Annotated in this window: 17 protein-coding genes and 1 tRNA gene; 6 read left to right on the top strand and 12 right to left on the bottom strand. The window is 65.1% G+C overall.

Annotated elements, in window-relative coordinates; all coding sequences use genetic code 11:
• The first annotated feature begins 38 nt into the window (after nt 1-38).
• Entirely contained in the window at nt 39-362 is a 324-nt protein-coding gene (gene trxA, locus U1739_RS04790; protein ID WP_261295321.1) for a thioredoxin TrxA, read from the top strand.
• Nucleotides 363-455: 93 nt separating this feature from the next.
• Here trxA and U1739_RS04785 read toward each other — a convergent pair whose 3' ends face one another.
• The 4 genes from U1739_RS04785 to U1739_RS04770 form a co-directional block, all read right to left on the bottom strand.
• A complete protein-coding gene (locus tag U1739_RS04785) occupies nt 456-1,064 on the bottom strand; it encodes a glutathione S-transferase family protein (protein WP_332704499.1) in 609 nt (202 codons plus the stop codon).
• A complete protein-coding gene (locus U1739_RS04780; protein ID WP_332704498.1) occupies nt 1,064-1,966 on the bottom strand; it encodes a glutathione S-transferase family protein in 903 nt (300 codons plus the stop codon). Before U1739_RS04780 ends, U1739_RS04785 begins: the two co-directional genes overlap by 1 nt.
• A gap of 172 nt (nt 1,967-2,138) precedes the next feature.
• Nucleotides 2,139-3,359 (bottom strand): bifunctional glutamate N-acetyltransferase/amino-acid acetyltransferase ArgJ, encoded by a 1,221-nt coding sequence (argJ, locus tag U1739_RS04775; protein ID WP_332704496.1) that lies wholly within the window; start codon nt 3,357-3,359, stop codon nt 2,139-2,141.
• Between the two features lie 53 nt (nt 3,360-3,412).
• Nucleotides 3,413-3,799 carry a winged helix-turn-helix transcriptional regulator gene (locus tag U1739_RS04770; RefSeq protein WP_332704494.1) on the bottom strand — a complete coding sequence of 129 codons (387 nt, stop codon included), beginning with the start codon at nt 3,797-3,799 and terminating at the stop codon, nt 3,413-3,415.
• Nucleotides 3,800-3,898: 99 nt separating this feature from the next.
• On the opposite strand from U1739_RS04770, the gene U1739_RS04765 reads away from it, so the two are divergent.
• Nucleotides 3,899-4,645 (top strand): SDR family oxidoreductase, encoded by a 747-nt coding sequence (locus U1739_RS04765; protein ID WP_332704492.1) that lies wholly within the window; start codon nt 3,899-3,901, stop codon nt 4,643-4,645.
• Nucleotides 4,646-4,821: 176 nt separating this feature from the next.
• On the opposite strand, the gene U1739_RS04760 is transcribed toward U1739_RS04765, so the two are convergent.
• The gene (locus tag U1739_RS04760) at nt 4,822-5,949 is read right to left on the bottom strand and encodes a zinc-binding dehydrogenase (protein WP_332704490.1); all 1,128 of its coding nucleotides are present in this window, start codon (nt 5,947-5,949) and stop codon (nt 4,822-4,824) included.
• Nucleotides 5,950-6,270: 321 nt separating this feature from the next.
• Between U1739_RS04760 and U1739_RS04755 the strand changes: the two genes are divergently transcribed.
• Both U1739_RS04755 and secA read left to right on the top strand, forming a co-directional pair.
• A complete protein-coding gene (locus U1739_RS04755) occupies nt 6,271-6,531 on the top strand; it encodes a hypothetical protein (protein ID WP_332704488.1) in 261 nt (86 codons plus the stop codon).
• Nucleotides 6,532-6,627: 96 nt separating this feature from the next.
• The gene (secA, locus tag U1739_RS04750) at nt 6,628-9,363 is read left to right on the top strand and encodes a preprotein translocase subunit SecA (RefSeq protein ID WP_332704486.1); all 2,736 of its coding nucleotides are present in this window, start codon (nt 6,628-6,630) and stop codon (nt 9,361-9,363) included.
• A 60-nt stretch (nt 9,364-9,423) separates the two neighbouring features.
• Here secA and U1739_RS04745 read toward each other — a convergent pair whose 3' ends face one another.
• From U1739_RS04745 to U1739_RS04735, 3 genes are all read right to left on the bottom strand, one after another.
• Nucleotides 9,424-9,984 carry a hypothetical protein gene (locus U1739_RS04745; protein ID WP_332704484.1) on the bottom strand — a complete coding sequence of 187 codons (561 nt, stop codon included), beginning with the start codon at nt 9,982-9,984 and terminating at the stop codon, nt 9,424-9,426.
• Between the two features lie 10 nt (nt 9,985-9,994).
• Nucleotides 9,995-10,828, bottom strand: a complete 834-nt coding sequence (locus U1739_RS04740; protein ID WP_332704482.1) for a peptidoglycan-binding domain-containing protein — start codon at nt 10,826-10,828, stop codon at nt 9,995-9,997.
• A gap of 353 nt (nt 10,829-11,181) precedes the next feature.
• Nucleotides 11,182-11,778 carry a CC0125/CC1285 family lipoprotein gene (locus U1739_RS04735; RefSeq protein ID WP_332704480.1) on the bottom strand — a complete coding sequence of 199 codons (597 nt, stop codon included), beginning with the start codon at nt 11,776-11,778 and terminating at the stop codon, nt 11,182-11,184.
• Nucleotides 11,779-12,004: 226 nt separating this feature from the next.
• On the opposite strand from U1739_RS04735, the gene U1739_RS04730 reads away from it, so the two are divergent.
• Together U1739_RS04730 and U1739_RS04725 are read left to right on the top strand one after the other, a co-directional pair.
• Nucleotides 12,005-12,484, top strand: coding sequence for a hypothetical protein (locus U1739_RS04730; RefSeq protein ID WP_332704478.1), 480 nt, complete (start codon nt 12,005-12,007; stop codon nt 12,482-12,484).
• On the top strand, nt 12,481-13,749 hold the full coding sequence (locus tag U1739_RS04725) for a PepSY-associated TM helix domain-containing protein (protein ID WP_332704476.1): 1,269 nt from the start codon (nt 12,481-12,483) through the stop codon (nt 13,747-13,749). Before U1739_RS04730 ends, U1739_RS04725 begins: the two co-directional genes overlap by 4 nt.
• Before the next feature lie 2 nt (nt 13,750-13,751).
• Here U1739_RS04725 and U1739_RS04720 read toward each other — a convergent pair whose 3' ends face one another.
• From U1739_RS04720 to U1739_RS04705, 4 genes are all read right to left on the bottom strand, one after another.
• Complete coding sequence (locus U1739_RS04720; protein ID WP_332704474.1) at nt 13,752-14,090, bottom strand: hypothetical protein; 339 nt, start codon at nt 14,088-14,090, stop codon at nt 13,752-13,754.
• 10 nt (nt 14,091-14,100) lie between these two features.
• Nucleotides 14,101-15,594 carry a L,D-transpeptidase family protein gene (locus U1739_RS04715; protein ID WP_443025489.1) on the bottom strand — a complete coding sequence of 498 codons (1,494 nt, stop codon included), beginning with the start codon at nt 15,592-15,594 and terminating at the stop codon, nt 14,101-14,103.
• Nucleotides 15,595-15,890: 296 nt separating this feature from the next.
• Nucleotides 15,891-15,965, bottom strand: a tRNA-Asn gene (locus tag U1739_RS04710).
• Nucleotides 15,966-16,033: 68 nt separating this feature from the next.
• The gene (locus U1739_RS04705; protein WP_332704473.1) at nt 16,034-16,810 is read right to left on the bottom strand and encodes an NAD kinase; all 777 of its coding nucleotides are present in this window, start codon (nt 16,808-16,810) and stop codon (nt 16,034-16,036) included.

Here is a 16,810-nt window from a genome sequence, read left to right as displayed (position 1 = left end):
CCGCGTCCCTAGATTGCGGTCAACCAAGGAGAATTAAGATGGCGACCAAGAAAATCACCGACGGCAGCTGGGACAATGACGTGCTCAAGGCCGATGGCCCGGTGCTGGTCGATTTCTGGGCCGAATGGTGCGGGCCGTGCAAGATGATCGGGCCGAGCCTGGAGGAAATCTCGGAAGAGCTGGGCGAGCAGGTGACCATCGCCAAGCTCAATATCGACGAGAATCCCGATGCGCCGGGCCGCTACGGCGTGCGCGGCATCCCGACGATGATCCTGTTCAAGGGCGGCGTGCCGGCCGCGACCAAGGTCGGCGCCGAGCCCAAGGGGCGGCTGAAGGCGTGGCTCGAGGGCGAACTGGCGTAAGCCGCTAGGTCATCCCGGCGGAGGCAGGGATATCGGTGGGGCGAGCTTGGTGCTTGCCCCATTGATACCCCAGCTTTCGGTGGGGCGACGGGTTCAGGTGAGCGGAATCATCACCTGGCTGGCATAGCCGTCTCGCGTTTGCAGGCGGCGGTACCACTCCTCGACATGGCTAAGCGCCGGACGATCGATCTCTAGCGTAAACCAGCTGTGCGCGTAGACGCCCATCGGGATGTCGCCGAGCCCGAAACTGTCGCCCGATAGCCACGGCTGGCGGGCAAGCTCGACATCGAGCAGCGTCATCATCGCCGCACAGCGCTCGGCCGAGCGGGCGATCGCCGCCGCATCGCGCTGGTCCGCCGGCAGACGCACCAGATTGATGAACGCATCGCGCTGCGCGTCGGCATAGCCGAACTGCCAGTCCATCCATTTATCGGCCTGGGCGCGTGCCGCTGGATCGGCCGGCCAGAGTGGCGCCGAATAACGGCTGCCGAGATAGCGCAGGATCGCGTTCGATTCCCACAGCACCACGCCGTCATCCTCGATCGTCGGGATCAGCGCGTTGGGATTGAGCGCGAGATACGCGTCGTCCATGCCGAACTGCCCGCCGACATCGTGCCGCACATAAGGCAGGCCGATCTCCTCCGCCGCCCAGGCGACCTTCTTCACATTGTGCGAGTTGAGCCGCCCCCAGATCGTCAGCATCAGGCGGGCATCACGATCTGGCCAAGCCGGGGGAAATGGACGGCGACGGTGCCGACGCGCGGATCCTCGCGCAGCACGACGATATCGCGCGGCGTCAGGCGGGCCAGTGTGCCGGCGACCGGATCGGCGCCGGGGTCTTCGGTACGCACGGTGACCGACTGGCCGGCAGTGAAGCCGCTATCGACGTCCACCTGTTCCGTCACCTTGGGCTCGGAGACTTGCGCGGCATCGAGGGCTTCGGCGGCGGTCATGGTGCTCGGGCTGCCATGGCCGATCGCCTCGACACGCGCGGACCAGGCGGCGACGTGTGCGAACGGCGCGAGGCGCGCGTCCTTCAGCCCGAAATTGCCTTGGAACCAGACGGTCATGCCCGCCGCGCAATCGGCATAGCCGGGCGCGTCGCCGCCGAGGAAGGCGTGGCCATCGGCCAGCGCGTCGTCGAGCCGCACCAGCCAGGCGGTGAATTGCGCGGTGAGATGCGGCGCGGCCTGCTTGATGCGGTCACGATCGAGGCCGAACAGTTTCTTGCGGTCGTCGAGAAACTCGTCGGGAATGCGATCGATCACCGTGGCCATGGCCGAGCCGACCGCGTGGCTGAACGTCGCGCCGCCGGCCTGCTGCGCGACCAGCGCGGCGAGGCGGCCGAGCGGGCCCGGGAACAAGGTCGGCCCGGGCTGCGCCTCGATCGCCTCGATCGCGATCGCGCTGTCGCAATAGATGTCGGCGCCGATCTGGAAGACGGGCGTCTTGCGATAGCCGCCGGTGAGCGGGACGAGATCGGGCTTGGGCGCGATGCTGGGGATGATCACCGAGCGCCACGCCGCGCCTTTGATGCCGAGCGCGAGGCGGAGCAGTTCGCTGTACGGGGAGCGGTCGTAATGATGGAGGATGAGGTTGGGCATCTGGCTCTCCTTCTTTTCCTAGTTCTTCAGCGCTTCCCCGGCGGAGGCCGGGGCCCAGTCGGTAGGCAGCAGTTGGGATGCGTTGCGCTCAGTTACCTCGACCTTCGCGACTGGGCCCCGGCCTTCGCCGGGGAAGCGGCTAATGGGGGAATGAACAGGGGAAGCGAATAGCTTACGACCGATAATCCGCGTTGATCGAAATATAGCCATGCGTCAGATCGCAGGTCCACACCGTCGCGCGGCCTTCGCCGAGCCCCAGATCCACCCCGATCTCCACGTCGCTGCCCTTGAGATGCGCCGCCACCGGCGCCTCGTCATAGCCCTCGACCGCGAGCCCGCCCTCGGCGACCTGCGTATTGCCGAAGCGGATCGCCAGTTTGTCGCGCTCGGCCGGTTCCCCCGCCTTGCCCACCGCCATGACGACACGACCCCAATTGGCATCCTCTCCAGCGATCGCGGTCTTGACCAGCGGCGAATTAGCGACGGACATGGCGATGCGGTGCGCGCTGCGGTCGCTCTCCGCGCCTTCGACATCGATGCGGATGAACTTGGTCGCGCCTTCGCCGTCGCGGACCACGAGATGCGCGAGTTGGCGACACAGATCGGCCAGTGCGGCGGCGAAGGCATCCGCGCCGTCATCGTCCGAGGAGGTCAGCGGGGCATTGCCCGCCTTGCCGGTGGCGAAGGCGAGCACGGTGTCGCTGGTCGAGGTATCGCTATCGACCGTGATGCACGAAAAACTCGTCGTGTTGGCGGCGGCCAGGCAGCCCTGCAGGAAGGCGCCATCGACCGCTGCGTCGGTGAAGATGAAGCCGAGCATCGTCGCCATGTCCGGCGCGATCATGCCCGAGCCCTTGATGATGCCGACCAGATTGACCGTCTTGCCGTCGACGATCGCGCTTGTCGTCGCCGCCTTGGGAAAGGTGTCGGTGGTGCCGATCGTGTCGGTGGCGTCCTGCCAGCTGCACACGTCCGCGACAAAGGCGGCGTCGAGGCCGGCCTCGGCCTTGTCGATCGGCAGCGGCACGCCGATCACGCCGGTCGAGGCGACATAGACATCGGAGGGCTGGCAGCCCAGCGTCTGCGCGGTGCGCGCAGCGATCGCCTCGACCGCGCTGCGGCCGCGCGCCCCGGTAAAGGCGTTGGAATTGCCGGCATTGACCACCAATGCGCGCGCATTGCCGAGTACGAGCGCGTTGCGGCACCATTCCACTTCGGGCGACGGGCATTTGCTCTGCGTCAGCACGCCCGCGGCGGTGGTGCCATCGGCGAAGGTAACGAAGGTCAGGTCGCAGCGATCCCAATCCTTGTAGCGGGCGCGGGCGACACGCGGCGTGACGCCGGGGATCGCTGGCAAGGTGGGGAAGGGCGAGGCGAGCGGGGAGATGGTCATGCCGCCCTCATAGATGGCGTCGCTGCGCAGGCAAATGCCCAGCCGCCAAATGATTACATGGCGCGCGCATCGAAAGCGGCGCGGCTGGCCTCGATCCGCTCGAGATTTTCCGCCGCCCAGCCCCAGACGCCACAGAATGCCCCGGCCAGGGTATAGCCGAGATCGGTCAGGCGATATTCCACCTTGGGCGGCACCACCGGGTGGACGGTACGGATGATCAGCCCGTCGCGCTCCATCGCGCGCAGGGTCTGGGTGAGCATTTTCTGGCTGATCTTGCCGGTCAGCTTGCCGAGTTGCGTGAACCTCACTTCGCCATGCTCGACCAGCACCTCGAGCACCAACATGGTCCATTTGTCGGCCACGCGGCCGATCACGTCGGTGACCAGCGCGTCGACCTTGGGGTCGGCCTGGGGATAGCTTTCGTAAGAAGGGGCGGGCATCGGTTTCCTCCTGGTAAGTACCGCACGTTTCGGTGCCTACTTTCGATCGGTAAGCGACACTCTATATCAGCGTCTGCAGGCAATCACAGGAGCAATGCGATGAACATCAGCGGCAACACCATCCTCATCACCGGCGGCGGATCGGGCATCGGCCAGGCACTCGCCATTGCGTTGCAGGCTGAGGGCAATACCGTGATCGTCACCGGGCGGCGCGAAGGTCCGCTCAGGGAAACGGTCGCGGCGCATCCGGGCATGGATTATGCAGTGCTCGACGTGTCCGATGCCGCTGCGATCAGGGCGTTCGCCGCCAAGATTACGACGGAACATACCGCGCTCAACGTGGTGATCAACAATGCCGGCATCATGCAGGTCGAGGATCTGCTCGCCGAACCGTTCGATCTCGATGTGGCCGAGGCGACGATCACGACCAATCTGCTCGGCCCGATCCGACTGACCGCCGCACTGCTGCCCCACCTCCGCGCACAGCCGAGTGCGACGGTGATGACCGTGTCTTCGGGCCTGGCTTTCGTCCCGCTGGCCGCCACTCCGACCTACAGCGCGACCAAGGCGGCGATCCATTCCTACAGCCAGTCGCTGCGCCATCAATTGCGCGAGACCAATGTCGACGTGATCGAGATTTCACCGCCAGGCGTGGCGACCGATCTGATGCCGGGCCATGCCGAGAATCCGCAATCGATGCCGCTGGACGCCTATATCGCCGAGACGGTGGCGCTGCTGAAGGCGCATCCGACGGGGCCGGAAAATGGCGTCGAACGCGTGCAGTTCCTGCGCCGGGCAGAGGCGAATGGAAATTATGACGAAGTGTTCGCGATGCTGAACGGGTGACGGGTGGGCGTGGTGCCTGGTTTCCCCGGATGCGCTTCCCCGGCGGAGGCCGGGGTCCAGCAGCGAAGGTGGACGTAACCTCGCGCGACGCCCGTTTCCAATTGTTCCGCGACTGGGCCCCGGCCTTCGCCGGGGAAGCGTATGGTGGCGGGAGGCGCGTACTCCCGCCGGCCCCCTTATACCTGCGGCGTGATCAGATATTTCGCCCCCGTCGCACGCCGGTTGTACGCCGCGATCGTCGCCGGCTCGATCGCCTGTTCCAGTGTGATGCGGCTGGTATAGGCGCTGGCGAACGTGGTCTTGAGCTCGGCGCCGACCCGCGCGCGCAGCTTGGCCGTCTCTTCCTGCCCGACGCGCTGCAGGAAATAGGTCAGCAGGAAACCGCCAATGCCCCACGACATGCCAAAGCCGCGGTTGAGCTCGGTCGGCGCGGTGTTGAGCCCGCCGTAAAGATAGACCTGCTTGTACTGCGTCGAGCCGTAAGGGCCGTTGGCCTTTTGCGTTTTCAGCGCCGCGGCTTCCATCGCGGTCAGGATCTGCCCGGCGAGCCGGCCGCCGCCGATCGCGTCGAACGCCAGGAATGCCTGCGTCTCGGCGATCGCTTCGGTCAGCGCCTTCATGAAATCGGGCTGGGCGGAATCGACCACGTGCCTGGCGCCGAGATCCTTAAGCAGGGCGACCTGCTCGGCGCTGCGCACGATATTGACCAGCTCGATGCCCTCGGCGAGACACAGTTTTACCAGCATCTGCCCGAGATTGGACGCGGCGGCGGTGTGGATCAGCGCCTTGTAGCCGTCGAGCCGCATCGTGCCGACCATCGCCAGCGCGGTGAGCGGATTGACGAACGACGACGCGCCTTCCTCTGCTGATGTGCCTTCGGGAACGACCATGCAGGCGCTCGCCTTCGCCGTGCGATAGGTGGAATACATTCCGCCGCCGGCGAGCGCGACGGTCTTGCCGAGCAACGCCTGCGCTTCGGGTGACGACCCGGCCTTGACCACCAGGCCGGCGCCTTCGTTGCCGATCGGGATCGAGATGCCTTTGCGCGCCGCAACGTGGCGCAGCATCGCTTCGGGGATGGCGGCGGAGGCGGCGTTGTCGCCGGCCTCGAACGCATTGCTGTCCGCCACCGTCAGCATCACGCCCAGATCGGACGGGTTGATCGGGGCGGCGTCGACGCGGATCAGGACTTCGTCGGCTGCGGGCTCGGTGACGGGCACGGTGCGCATGGCAAGTTCGAGGCGGCCGTCTTCCGTGACGGTGGAGAAAAGCTGCTTGCCGGTTTGCGGTATGGTGTCGCTCATCATGTCCTGCTCCTGCTGTGCCGCCTGTGCGGCCGATTTCGAACGATGCGTATCGCGTGGGTAAGGCTTTGGCTAGCGCCACGTCCCACACCCTGGCGCTTCCCCGGCGAAGGCCGGGGCCCAGCCGCGACGGTCGAAGTAACGAAGCGCAGCGTACGCCAACTTCGGTCTCTCGCCTGGGCCCCGGCCTCCGCCGGGGGAGCGGCAGGGCAGGGGGAGGGCATCATGTCGATTGACCCTAGGCGAAGTCGCAGCCAGCAACTATGTCGCGCAGGCTCGCGTTCAGGGTTCGGCAACGCGGGCGTCGTCATAGGGTTATTCGTGCAACTGTTACTGTTCCTCTCCGCCATGCTGAGCGCGCTGACCGGCGCGATTTCGGGCGTGCGCGTGGCCGAGGTGCAGTTCCAGCAGAGCGCGGCGCTAAGCGGGGCGACCGTCGCGGGTTCTGCCCAGGTCGTGTCGGTCCAGCGCCAGCGCGCGTGGCTCGCGCTGGCCGGGCGGCCGACACAGGCGCCGATCGCCATGACCGACTGGGCGCTTGCTGCGCCGGTGCCGCTGTATCTGAGCAAATTGCGCCAATAAGCGCCTGGGCGCCGCACTGCGGCGGGCTCTCCCGACATTATTTTTCCGGCGCGCCTGGCTGCGCCGCATCCCCATCTGAACGTACAGGAATTCTCCATGCTCGGCGGCTTTGCCAAAACGCTCTTCGGGTCGTCCAACGACCGTTATGTCAAATCGCTTGGCACCATCGTCAACAAGATCGGGTCGTTCGAGCCGACCATCTCGGCCATGTCGGACGAGGAACTGGCCGACCAGACGGTCAAATTCCGCGCCCGCTTGGCCGATGGCGCCAAGCTCGACGATCTGTTGCCGGAGGCCTTCGCCACCGTGCGCGACGCGGCCAAGCGCGTGCTCGGGCAGCGCCATTATGACGTGCAGCTGGTTGGCGGCATCGTGCTCCATCGCGGCGAGATCGCCGAGATGCGCACCGGCGAGGGCAAGACGCTGGTCGCCACGCTCGCCACCTATCTCAACGCACTGCCGGGCGACGGCGTGCACGTCATCACCGTCAACGATTACCTGGCAGCGCGCGATGCCGAGTGGATGGGGCAGGTGTACAACTTCCTCGGCCTGACCACCGGCACGATCGTGCCGAACCTGACCGACCAGCAGCGCCGCGACGCTTATGCCGCGGACATCACCTACGGCACCAACAACGAATTCGGCTTCGATTACCTGCGCGACAACATGAAATATGAGCGCAGCTCGATGGTGCAGCGCCCGTTCGCCATGGCGATCGTCGACGAGGTCGATTCGGTGCTGATCGACGAAGCGCGCACGCCGCTGATCATCTCCGGCCCGACCGACGACAAGTCCGACCTGTATCGCTCGGTCGATCTCGTGGTGAAGCGGCTCGTCCCCGGCGATTACGAGAAGGACGAGAAGCAGAAGACCATCATCCTGACGGAGGACGGCACCGAGAAGGTCGAGCGCATGCTCGAGGCCGATGGGCTGCTGCAGGGCGACAATCTGTACGATTTCGAGAACACGCAGGTCGTGCATCACCTCAACCAGGCGCTGCGCGCGATCGTGATGTTCAAGGCCGATACCGATTATATCGTCAAGGACGGCAAGGTCATCATCATCGACGAGTTTACCGGTCGCATGATGGATGGCCGGCGCTGGTCGGACGGCCTGCACCAAGCGGTCGAGGCCAAGGAAGGCGTCGAGATCGAGCCCGAGAACCAGACCATGGCCTCGATCACCTTCCAGAACTATTTCCGCATGTACCCCAAGCTCGCCGGCATGACCGGCACCGCGGCGACCGAAGCGGCCGAATTCTACGACATCTACAAGATGAACGTCGTCACCATCCCGACCAATGTCGATATCAAGCGCGTCGACGAGGAAGACGAATTCTACAAGGATACTGCGGACAAGTTCGCCGCCATCGCCAAGAAGATCAAGCATCACGCCGATCTCGGCCAGCCCGTGCTGGTCGGCACCGTGTCGATCGAAAAGTCCGAATTGCTCAGCGAATTCCTCGTTAAGGAAGGCGTCGAGCATAAGGTGCTCAATGCGCGCTTCCACGAGATGGAGGCGCATATCGTGGCGCAGGCGGGCCGCAAATCGGCCGTGACCATCGCCACCAACATGGCCGGCCGCGGTACCGACATTCAGCTCGGCGGCAATCTCGAATTCATGGTCGAGGACGAATTGTCCGAGATGCCCGAGGGGCCGGAACGCGATGCCGCGATCGCTCGTATCAAGGCGCAGATCGCGGTCGAGAAGGCCGAAGTGCTCGCCGCCGGCGGCCTGTTCGTGCTCGGCACCGAGCGCCACGAAAGCCGCCGCATCGACAATCAGCTGCGCGGCCGCGCCGGGCGCCAGGGCGATCCCGGCCTGTCGCGTTTCTATCTCAGCCTCGACGACGATTTGCTGCGTATCTTCGGGCCGGACACGTTGTTCGCGCGGATGATGCGCAACAATATCGGCGATGGCGAAGCGATCGGCAGCAAATGGCTGAGCAAGGCGATCGAGACCGCGCAGAAGAAGGTCGAGGCGCGCAACTATGATATCCGCAAGCAGGTCGTCGAATATGACGACGTGATGAACGACCAGCGCAAGGTGGTGTACGAGCAGCGCAGCGACATCATGGATGCCGAGACGGTCGGCGACGTAGTCACCGATATGCGTACGGAGACGGTCAATGCGATCGTCGGCGCGGCCTGCCCGCCCAACTCGTACCCCGAGCAGTGGGATATTGCCGGCTTGAAGGAAAAGCTGCTGGCCAACCTGGCGATCGATCCGCCGATCGACGCGTGGATCAAGGAAGACGCGATCGATCCCGAACTGGTCGAGGAGCGCGTGCGCGAACTGGCCGATGCGCAGGTCGCCGAGAAATCGGCGCAGCTCGAGCCGGACGTGTGGATCTCGGTCGAGAAATCGATCCTGCTGCAGAATCTCGATCATCACTGGAAGGAGCATCTCGCCACGCTGGATGCGCTGCGCCAGGTCGTCCACCTGCGCGCCTATGCGCAGAAGACGCCGATCAACGAATATAAGCAGGAAGCCTTCTCGCTGTTCGAACGCATGCTGGAGAGCATTCGCGAGGACGTGACGCGGACCATCGCTTATGCCGAATTCCGCGCCAACGAGCAGGCTGAGCTACCCGAATTGCCGGACTTCATCACCACGCATTTCGACCCGTTCACCGGGCTGGACGACAGCAACGATGTGGATGCCGGCTCGCTGGGGCTGATCCAGACGCGGTTGCCGCCGCTCTCGATCCCGCGGCCGGATATGATCGAGCCGTCGGACAATCCGGATGATTGGGCCGGCCAGATCAGCCGCAATGCGCCGTGCCCGTGCGGCTCGGGGAACAAGTACAAGCATTGCCACGGGGCGGTTTAAACTGGCGCCGAGGATCACTGGTCATCTTCGCCTCAGCGAGGTGACCGGCGGACGTGGTGCTCACGGTCCTGCACATTTGAGGCGCACGCTGACGATAGTCTCGGATAGCGGCACCTTAAGGGTGACAACATCGTCAAGGCGGGGACGGTGCGGTTCGGAGAACGGCCGAAAGGACACCTGAATTCGGCGTGCCTCACGCGCGGGTATAACAAGGATGCCGGGGCGATCTGGTGCTTTGGCATCTTCCATTAGGCTGCGACCCACATCGTTGCGGTGGTCGGCGTCGTTCAGATCGACCAGGCTAACGTCCGATATCTGTTCCGCCGCACCTTGGTTGCCATCGAATGTGATACTCACTCGATCGACGTGGATGCTGACAGCCTCGCCGCCCGTATTCCGATATTCGACATCGACCGTTTCTCCCGCATCCCACCCCCAGTCGCCCCACACTCGCGCCTGGATACCAAGCCTCACGATCTCAGCAGTATCTCCGGCGATACTGCGCTTGCCAAGCGTCACGCCCGGTGTGGGCAGTGGCTGCAGGGCACCTTCGTCGGGTTGCGCGCAGGCGGCGGTCATCGCCAGCGCTATCAAGGCGCGCGCCGTCCGCGTTACCGTCATGGTGCACGCCTTAACTGGTAGGTTGGCCAAGCCAAAAGTTTACGGGTCTGGCTGTTCGGCCCCCCAAATCGCGGTCGACATGCAGGCCATGCCTTTTTTGGAAAATCTCGACAGCATCTAGCGTCGCGCTATGGCCGCGGCCAACCGAGCCGTCAGCGTATCTGGCGTCCAGATAGCCGAGTGCCACAAGCTTGTCCTGCATACGTTTTACCTCCAGATCGCCGCCGTTCGGTAGCATGACCGGTCGTGGGTCAGCATTTGGGCGGCGAGGCCGGATGACGTCGCGAATATAGGCGTAACGCACGTCAAATCGTGAACTGTTTCCGCCATATACACCGGTGTCAAAGTCGCGCTTTCTGCGGCTGCGCACGCGCTCACCGACATACCAACTTTCAACGATCGAGGCTTGCTGTTCGACGTTGAAGGTCCTCCAAGGTTTACCCATGTCTATTATGTTAAAGTCATAGGCATGACTTCGGTGCTCGTCCCAATTGCTATATGCGCCGACGAAATCGTTCGTCCGAAAGACGTCTGCTACCCCGCTGCGCAGTTGGGCTACGACTGACTGCTGCATAAAAAAGCCTGGTGTCTGCCCGTTGTTTCCTTGCCAAACATGGGTCATCTCGTGGATGAACGTCGCTTTCCGCGATGGGTCCCCGACCACGTCGGAGAACCCCGCCTCCCACAGAATAACGTAGCATATACCAGGCGTTCGCCAAGCCGTAGTGATGACCTGACCGCGTGGCGTCAGATTGCTAATGTAAACGTTGTCGTAGTTGATACTATCTCGAAAAGCAGCAAAAGCGAGGTGGCGTTCAGCGGCATTGATGCGTCTGAGGCTCATTTTCGGCTCCCGACATTCCCATGACCAAGTGAACTTCGTCGAATTGGTTTGGTTCCTAAAGACGCGCGGTACCTCGCCAGCCATCAACTAGAGCCCCGAAATATGGAAATTTGGCAAGTTTCAGATTAATTGCGTGAGGATCAGCCGTCATCGTGGTTGCGATTGCGCTAGAGCGACGGAGACGATTCGATAACGGACCGCGCACAGTCCCCTCCGTCGCCTTCGGCGCCACAATGTCGGGTCGCCTGTGCCCCCAGCACGGGCGACCCGACACTCCCTGGCGGGGGCAACGGAAAGGGCTTCCCCGCCGCGTGGCGAGGAAGCCCTTTCCGTGACCGCCAGTGGTAGCCCAGTTACTTCGGCACCACCACACTCGGCCCGATGCTGTCGACCACCGCGCGGGCGTCGAAGGCGCGGACATTGTCCTTGGGTTTGGGGCCCTTGCCGAGCAGGATTTCGGCAGTCGCCTCGAACTTGTCGACCGTGCGGATGTCGATGTCGCGATCCCAGAAGGGGTCGCCGCCAAAGCCGTTCCACGAACGCCAGCCGAAGCCGCGGCCGCGATAGCGCCAGCTCGGGCCCCAGCCGCCAAAGCCGCCGAACCCGCCATAGCCGAACCCGCCGCCGCCGATGCCGGGCGTGCTGTAGGTGCGCGAGCGCAGATCGGTATCCTTGTCGACCAGGATGAAATTGTCATAGCCGCGCGACAGCGTCAGTTCCGCGGCGCGGAACAGCAAATAGCGCTCGACCGTGTCGCGCGATGTGTAGGTATTGCCCGCGAAGCTGACCAGATAGCGATTGGGCTCGACCTGGCGGTCGCTATAGCCGGTGCGGGCAAAGCCGCTACCGGTAGCGGGGCGATAGGCGGTCTCGGTCGCGCAGGCGCCGAGCGCCAACGTGGCCGTTGCGGCGAGCAGCGCGCCGCCGAATTTCAGTGTGGAACGCGACATGGATCTTCCTCCGACGGGTGGCCCCCGCAATGGAGCGACCGGTATCAGTTGCAAGATGGGGAACGAACGATAGGGCACAAGTGTCCGGTGAGACCGCCTCAATATCAATCAGTAAGTATGAACAGGGGCTGACGAAACGTTGCCGGGGCGGGATCGGCCGTGCGGACGATTGCGATCGTTACGGCAAGGCAATGGCGTTATTGATAATGCGTGCTAATAACGCCGCATGATCTGGGCCGGTAGCTTTCTCGCGATTCTCTCGATTGGCGTTTTGCGCGTCGCGTGGCGCGGTGCGCGGCGTTCGGTGGGGCTCAACACGATCGGCTGGGGGCTACTGCTGGCGGGCCTGGTGCTTGGCGCAATGGCGCATGGCGCGTGGGGGATCACGGTCGCCGGCCTGAGCGCGACCGCCGCGGCGCTGGTGCTGCTCGTGCCGGATGCTCTTGTCCCACGCGCGCCGGCCAAGCCGGGCAAAGCGCGCGCCGCGCCCGATCGCGGCAGTTTGCGGCTTGGGTGGCGTGTCGCGACGTTTCTGCTCACCGTGCCACTCGGCTTCGCCGCGTCGTTGACCTTGGCGGTCGGCTGCTATGCGCTGGCCGATCTCATCGGCTGGCACCGCGCCGACAGCGTGATGCTGGCGCTGATGCTGCTGCCGATCTGCTGGGCGATCCTGGCCACCCTCCTGCTGATGAAACGGTACGCATGAAGGCGATTGACAAGAATGTCGTGCGCAGCGCGCTGGCGGCGCACAGCGCGATCGGGTTGCTCGCCGGGGCCTTGCTGTACATCGTCTGCCTGACCGGGACGCTAATCGTGTTCGACGAGGAGTGGCAGCGGATCGAACAGCCGCGCGCGCCGGAAATGACCGCGATCGCGCCCGGGGCGGTGCAGGCGGCGATAGCCACGGTGCTGGCCAGCGAACGTGGCAAGAAGCCGACCACGCATCTGTTCATCGAACTGCCGAGCTCGGCGCTGCCGCGCACGACGATCACGACCGATCATCAGGCGCGCCAGATCGATGCGGCCGGCCGGGTGGCGATGCCGCACGAAAGCGCCTGGGCGGAATTCCTGCTCGAGCTTCACTATGCGCTGACGCTGCCGGCGACCGTTGGTTTGGCGGTGGTCGGCCTGCTTGGCGTTATGATGCTCGCGCTGTCGGTCACCGGCGTGCTCGCGCTCCCGCGGATCTTTCGCGACGCGTTTCGCTTGCGCGCGCGCCAGTCGGGCGGCGTGGCGCTGTCGGATTGGCACAATCGGCTGGCAGTGTGGACGCTGCCGTTCGGCCTCGCCATCGCGCTGACCGGCGCGGCGATCGGGCTCGGCGCGCTCGCCGCGCAGGGCATCGCCACATATACCGGCGAGAAGACGCTGCAAGTGTTCGAGCCGATCTTCGGTGGCGAGCATCCGGCCGACGCCCGTGCGGCGCCGCTCGCCGATATGGCCACCGCCTTGCGCACCATGACCGCGCGCTTTCCGGATACGCGGCCGTATTTCATCACGCTGCACGATCCCGGCACCGCGGGGCAGCATATCCAGATCGTCGCCGCGCACCGCCATCGGCTGATCTATGGCGACAGTTACAATTTCGACGCGCGGGGGCGCTATCAGGGTAAGTCCGGCCTGTCCGACGGGGCCATCGGCCAGCAGGTCGCGGCGTCCAATTATCCGCTGCATTTCGGCAATTTCGGCGGGCTGCCGGTCAAGATCGTCTATTGCGTGTTCGGCATCGCGCTGACCGTGGTGACCGCGACGGGCACTTGGATCTGGCTCGGCAAACGGCGGCGGCGCGGTATCGTCGAGCCGCGGCTGGCCGGCGCGTGGGACGGCGTGGTGTGGGGCGTGCCGGTTGCGCTGGCGTTGACGCTGGCGGTGCGGCTGACGCTCGGCAACGCCGCGCCATTCGCGGCGCTGTTCTGGATCGGCAGTGGCATTTCGGTGGCGATCGGGATCGCACGACCCCGATCGCGCTGACGCTATTGCTGCTCGGTCTCGCTTTCCGCCGCCATATCATTGGCGGCCTGATCACGCGTGGCGCGCGCGGTCATGCCGGTGGCCGAGGCATCGTCGAGCATCTGCTCGTCGGGCGGGGTGACCGGCTCGGGCTCGAGTGCCGCAGCGGCGTTGGTGTCGGTCGGCTCCTCGACCGGCGCGGGGCTGGCGATCGGCGTCGGCTCCGGCGCGGCTTCGACCACCGGGCGATCGTCTTCGGACAGAGACAGGTTTTCGCTCGGCGCTTCAGGCTCTTTCGAGCAAGCAGCAAGATTAAGCGCGAGCAACGCGGCGGCGGCGAGCAGGGGGCGGGTGGCTTTCATCGTCATCCTTTCAGCGGGACGCCAGCGCCTGACGCGCCGAGCGTGCTTCGATCTTCGTCGCCAGCGTGCCATCCCATTTATAGGGATCGGCGCGGAAGCTGACCTGGCCGGCGCCATTGGCGAACGCGGTCCAGTATAGCAGATACACCGCCACCGGGTCTGCCACCTTGGCGCGCACCGTCTTGCCGGCGGTCACCGTCGCGTCGATCGTCGGGGCCGGCCAGTCGGGCGTGGTCTTGAGCAGCAGCTTGGCGAGATCGGCGGGCTTTTCGAGCCGCACGCAACCATGGCTGGACAGGCGATCGAAGCGCGCGAAGCCGGCCTGGGCCGGCGTATCGTGCAGATAGACCGAGAAGTTGTTGTCGAAATCGAACTTGAACTTGCCCAGCGCGCTGTTTTCGGACGATTGCTGCAGGCGCTTGCCGCCATCGCCAGTGTCGATCACGCGGAAGCCGTTGCGCTTGAGATAGCCGGGCTTGGCGCGCTCCTTGGGCCACAATTCCTTGGTCGCGATCGAGGAAGGCACGTTCCATGGCGGGTTGATCACGATGCTGTGGATTTGCGACACCAGCATCGGCGTCTCGTCGCCGGGGCGGCCGGTGACCGCCTTCATCGACATGACTGGGGCATCGCCCTCGAACACCGTCAGCACCGCGGCGGCGATGTTGACCTGCACGCGATTCTTCTGGATCTCGCTCGGCAACCAGCGCCAGCGCTCCATATTGGCCATGATCTGGCGGACGCGATCGGCCACGGGCACGTTGAGCGCGGCGACCGTCTGCGCGCCGGCCGCACCGGTCGGGTTCAGCCCGTAGCGGCGCTGCGCGCGGCGCACGGCCTCGCCCAAGGGCGCGTCGAAGCGATCGCCACTGCCGTCGAGCGCGGTATCTTCCACCGCCAGTCGCTTGCGCAGCGCGGCGACACGCGCACCGGTCGCGCCGAGCTTGAGTTCGGGGCCGGGCACGAGCGCGGTCCAGCCGCCGGAACCGGCGATGCTGCGATAGCGGGCGAGCCCGGCGACCAACGTATCATAGCCGGCATAAGGTGGCGGCAGCGAGGCGATCCACGCCGCCAGCCGGTCGCGCCGCACGGCCTCGGCAAAGCCCGGCAGCGGATCGTATGGCTGTGGGCGGATGCCCCATTCGGGCTGGAAATCGCTGACATCGAGCCGCCCGGCATGCACGGCGCGGGCATGATCGAGCGCGGCGCCGACCAGCGCATCGCGATCGAGCGACGTGGCGCGCGGCAGATCCTTTTCGCGCAATCCCTGCGCCACGGAATCGCGGTCGATCAGTTCGGCCAGTCGCCGCGCCTGTGCCTCGCTGAGTTCGGTGCGCACCATTGGCGGGGTGGCCGGCGGGAGCGTCGGCACGGTTGGCGGCACCGCGGGGCGCTGCTGCGCGGCGAGCGGCGTGGCGGCGAGCAGCGCGCCGATCGTTACCGCCGGTACGAGACCGGCCGCATGACGCGCCCGGATCAGTCTATTGGTGAAAGCCATGGTCATTCCGTCTTATGTTCCTACACGCTGTCCTGCCGTTCAGCATAATAGTCCAGCATGAACAGGACATTCGGGCATATTCGTTGGCCGCGATGCAGCGCTGGCGGGCGGTGCCGAGGTGAAAAGAATGCGGCCGCGTAGGAGCGCGGTCCGGTCATCCGCGGCGCAGATCGATCCCGGCTAACTTGGCGAGTTTAACCGCAGTCCGCGCAGCGAGATGTCATGCCGAAAAAGCAGCTGCCGGCAAGCCCGCGCTGGGGCATCGCTTCACGCCAAACCCGTGGCTTTCCGGAGAAAGGCGGTGGCTCCCCGAGTTGGATTCGAACCAACGACCAAGTGATTAACAGTCACCTACTCTACCGCTGAGCTATCGGGGAATGAAGCCGTGGCCGGTTCTATAAACGGCTCGAACGGGGATGCAACCCCGTTCCGCGGCGATTATCGCTCAGGCGGCGAATTGCTCCATGGTGATGCGATCGTCGAGCGCATGCTCGGGATCGAACAACAACGTGAGCTCGCGCGCGCGATCGATGACGATGTCGACGCGCGCGACGTCGCGCACTTCGCGCTGGTCGGCGACGGCGCTGACCGGGCGTTTGCCGGGATCGAGCACACGGATGCTGATGCGCGCCTTGTCGGGCAGGATCGCGCCGCGCCAGCGCCGGGGGCGGAACGGACTGATCGGGGTGAGCGCGAGCAAGGCCGAGCCGAGCGGCAGGATCGGGCCCTGCGCGGAGAAATTATACGCGGTCGAGCCGGCGGGGGTGGCGACGAGGATGCCATCACAGGCCAGTTCGGGCAGCACGACGCGATCATTCAGCGTCACTTGCAGATTGGCGGTCTGCCGCGTTTCGCGCAGCAACGACACTTCGTTGATCGCCGGCAGCGTGACGATCTCGCCATCCATCGTCTCGGCGGTCATGGCCAATGGCACGACCTTGAACGGCTTGGTCCGCGCGAGCCGATCGTGCAGATCGTGACGACGCCATTCGTTCATCAGGAAGCCGACCGTGCCGAGGTTCACGCCGAACACCGGCACCACCGGTTTGCGGCGCTCGAGCATGGCGTGCAGCGTCTGCAGCATGAAGCCGTCGCCGCCCAGCGCGACGATCAGCTCTGCCTCCTCGACCGGCACCCAATCATGCGCATCGGCCAAGTCTTTCGCCGCCGCCTGGGCGGCGGCGGTGGGGGAGGCAACCAAAGCGCGGCGTTGTTCGCTCAT

This window comes from Parasphingomonas puruogangriensis, assembly GCF_036663635.1.
Lineage (GTDB): Bacteria > Pseudomonadota > Alphaproteobacteria > Sphingomonadales > Sphingomonadaceae > Sphingomonas.
Note: the sequence above shows the minus strand (reverse complement) of the source record. Positions and strands in the feature narration are given on the sequence as shown.